The sequence below is a fragment of the Ruegeria sp. HKCCA4812 genome (assembly GCF_013034245.1).
Lineage (GTDB): Bacteria > Pseudomonadota > Alphaproteobacteria > Rhodobacterales > Rhodobacteraceae > Ruegeria.
Genome location: NZ_WQFQ01000022.1, coordinates 1 through 3,935 on the forward strand (window position 1 = coordinate 1; position 3,935 = coordinate 3,935).

Annotated in this window: 1 protein-coding gene and 1 pseudogene; both read right to left on the minus strand. The window is 52.3% G+C overall.

All coding sequences use genetic code 11. The features are described from left to right. Nucleotides 1-113 precede the first annotated feature (113 nt). Nucleotides 114-823 (minus strand): annotated as a pseudogene (locus tag GOW04_RS21710) (IS6 family transposase). 1,463 nt (nucleotides 824-2,286) lie between these two features. Continuing rightward, the gene (locus tag GOW04_RS21715) at nucleotides 2,287-3,285 is read right to left on the minus strand and encodes a glycosyltransferase family 39 protein (RefSeq protein WP_171233989.1); all 999 of its coding nucleotides are present in this window, start codon (nucleotides 3,283-3,285) and stop codon (nucleotides 2,287-2,289) included. Nucleotides 3,286-3,935: the final 650 nt, after the last annotated feature.

A 3,935-nucleotide genomic window follows, 5' to 3' on the forward strand; every position in this document is an offset into this window, starting at 1 on the left:
TGTTTTTCAAGACGTTTCTTTTGTTACGGGATCGGTTTTCGGCAAAAAAGTGTTATTCGAGGGGCATTACCAAGTTATCCGACGTGGATGGAAACGAGTAGGAGACTGCGCAATCAGGCCGATAGTTCCGTAGCATAACCTTCCCACAGCTTGAACGCGTCGGCTCTAGCATGGCGGTAGGGGAGAGTGGAAAGGCGATAGCGGCAGAGACGGAAGATCGTGGTGATTTGGTCGTGGGCGACGAGAAATCGTTGCGTCTGGCGTAGTGACTTGAATCGATCCATCATTTTTCCGCTTTCGCGTCGGTCGGTGCGACCCTTCGATCCGGTTGTTGAGCCCCTTGTGCGCCCGATGGTTGGCTTCCAGATACGATAGCCTTGATCGGCTTGGTGTAGCTCCGCAGCTTGTCTGTGATCACGACACGCGGTTCGCCATAGGCAGCCGCCAGCCGACCGAAGAAACGCTTTGCGGCTTTGGCATTGCGGCGAGGCTGGATCACAATGTCGAGTACGTCTCCGTTGCCATCGATTGCACGCCACAGCCAATGTTTTACGCCGTTGATCGGGATGACCACTTCGTCCATATGCCAATTGTCGTGCGGCCGAGGCCGGTCGCGTCGGATACAAGCTGCGAACTGAGACTCGAAACGGTTCACCCAGGGACGAACCGCTTCACGACTAACGATGACACCGCGATCCGCCAGAAGGTCCACGATATCCGCCGCGCTGAGAGCAAACCGATGATATACCCACACCGCATAGGCGATGATTTCACGAGGGAAACGGAAGCCCTTCAGCCGAGGCAATGAGGTCGGTATGGTCATGGTGCCGCGCTACCCGAGAACGACAACCCGATCAACTTGGCAATGCCGGTGGCCTTCCCAAAACGGAACGACGACGACGGCGTAACCGAATAACCGAAGGGCAGGGCGGCGCACGTCGTCCTTTCCATTGCTCCGGCTTAGAGCCGGACCGAAAAAAGCGCCTCACGGGCGCTTTTTTGTATCGATGACCTTGATGAAGCATGACGAAGCAGGTTGCTGACCTTGAGAAATTATCTCCTGAATATATCTCGGGTGGTTCAATTACCCAGGCAAATCCCGCGCCCTTTGGTGCGTGACCGCGTGCTTGTCGGATGCCGGCATACCGGCCTCCGACTTGAACCAATCACGTCCTTTCTCCCTTCGGCCCAAGCAGTGGTGAAGCGCGTAGAAATTGCCATTATGAACTTTAGAGGGGTATGTGACGAACGCTATTCGGGCAACCCATGCGGCGCGTGATTGCCTTACGCCGGTCCATCGGACAGGATAAGGTGGTTGTGTTACAAATTCGATCTACCGTGAGGTGTTATAAGTCCAACAATGAGCCGCACCACCGAAACACCACCTTTTCCTTTTGCTCGCGAGTAAATGCGTTGGAGTATCTGGAGGTTACTGCGACTCTGTTCGAGGCCCGTCGATGTTACCGCGGATGATGCGAAGGCTTTGACACCTGTAGTGTTGGCACCGCTTTTCTATATCATCATATTTATCGACAATCCGTTGACCGCCAGCATCTGTGCAAGGATGTCTGACGTCAGCGCCTACCGGACAGTGCAAGGAACTTTGTAACGGCAGGCTTGTTGCGGCATTGTGAAAGCACAAAATCTGACTTGAGTGATCTAAGTCTGAAATCTCCTCCAGTTTGTGTTTAGAGTTCGCCCAATTTGAGGCGATACCAGTCTTTGGACCAGCGGCAAGCAGAGTTTTCTGGATTCAATCAGGGTGACGGGCCGATTTAGAATAGTCCCGATCTTTTTGATTTTGACCAAAAGCCGATCAAAAGAAAGAAAACGGGAACCGCTCCTATCTTCCACAGACCCGGATCAGAATACCGGTTCGCCATCATTCATGCACCCAAAACGGGGTCGGAACTTTGGGTGTGTCACTTGTTGAAACAGGAATGACCCTAGTCAGTGAAATTTCGCGCCCTTTGTCAGTCTGAACTATGATCTCAATGTTATATCCCCCGGTGTCATCCTTGGCTGCAGCCGCGTCAGAGTGCGGGACCTTTAGAAACAGGCCCGGATCTGAAGACGTGCAATAAGGTGAGGTATTGCTGTCGCTTTGGACTGCGCGAGTTGAAACCTGAATATCCGTTATTTCGGTCCACTTTTCGCAGATGTCGCAAAAATCGAAGTTGGCTCTGAACAAGCGGCACCCGGACGGGTCCGGGTAGGCGGCCCTTGGAGTGATCACGAGCCTGTAGGAATGCATCCCGTAATTTCTGAATACGAGGTTTGACAGGCTCATGACCGTGGCAATGGCCATGCATACTGCAACTGCAGGGCCCAAAAGTCGCTTTTCGGACGCGTAACCCACCAGCAGCGCAGATGGTATGAGCGCGACGGCCATCCATCCAAAGAACCTGTAGAAATTCCCTTTGCGGGGGCCGACAAAACTGAAGCCGACCAGCAGGGCCAAGATAATACAGACGAAAAAATAGGTATTTTTCTGTCTTCGACTGTTGAGGTTCCCACCCGCAGCGCTGCCAGTATTGAAAGGAATACCGCCAGTCCGAATGCGCCGTTCATTGCCGCATATTCCCGACCTTCAAGATGGAAATTACGGCCCAGAACTGCCTGAAATAAAAAGTCGAAAGGTTCACGTCCGAAGAACGATAGAAACGCAGCGGTGAAGTCCAGCCCACCCAGGCCTTGCGCGAAGTGTCCCCAGCCGAGTTGGTCGGCGTCCCGCTCAAAGAGATTGGCTGCAATATCGGGTGAGGCAATAACAAGCCCTAACGAGATGGGCCCCGCCAGATACTTAGGTCTTAACATGCCCCACGCCCCCGAGAGGGCGACAGCACCCAGCGCAAAGGGCAGCATCAGTGCACCCAGTTCGTATAACAGGAAACCTAAGGCGCTGAACGCTGCCACGAGGTAAAAGAATTTTGGCCGGTTCTCCAGGATGGCTCGCACGAGAAAGTAGATGGCTGCACATTGTAGCAGAAGATAGTGACTCATCTGAATGGCCGTTGCGGACACTACAATGTGGAACTCATTCAGAGCTACGAAAAGAGTTGAGAAGAGCGCAGCAAGATTGCCAAAAAGATATTTTGCAAACAAACCGATGAAGGCAACGAAGGCGACGACCGATACAATGCTGAAAAACCGATAACCAAAGTGGGTTTCCCCGAAAATTTCCGATCCAAAATATGCGAGGTAGGCTGTAATGGCCCCGTGAACACGGGCACGTATGGGAAGATAAGGATCTTCACTGTCAAAGGATATCTGCGAGGCTGTCACCAATCAGTCTCGTTCTTCATCCCAGAGGTAGCCAGAACTGAGCGCCAAATAAACACGGAGCAATGCCGCGATCACCACCAAGCCACTAAACAGTATCCAAAAGCGGCACTCTGATTTTGCTTTCACCTATCACACCCTTTAACCAGAAACATACTTTCGAAAATACATACTTATGCCCGTAGCTTGGATTATTCTTACGACACGTCAATCAAATAACATTGCGGAACAATGATTCCCGTCCGCTGAACCCGGCCTTTTGATCCGTGACGGGTGTTGTCACGCTGCTATGTCGGCGCAACGCCAGGGGAGGGGTGCGTCGAGACATGTGATCTTTTGATCGGCGGTTTCGGTCAGGGAGGACCGCAGCGGATTGCGTCCCCACAGAATATCTGAACAACGAGTTCCCAAGGATGTGTCGCAAACTTTTTGAATGGCCAGAGTTAGCGACTTACCGGGCACACTTATCCTGCGATTTCTGCAAACAGCCGAAAACCGGATGTCGTAGTGCAGGGGAATTGTCGTTTTCGGATCATATTGGCCACCTCGATGCCGTCCATAGTAGCTGAGGCCGATCTGAACGATTTGAACCCGCGGTGATCATTTTTTTGCCGAAAACCGATCCCGTAACAAAAGAACCGTCTTGAAAAACC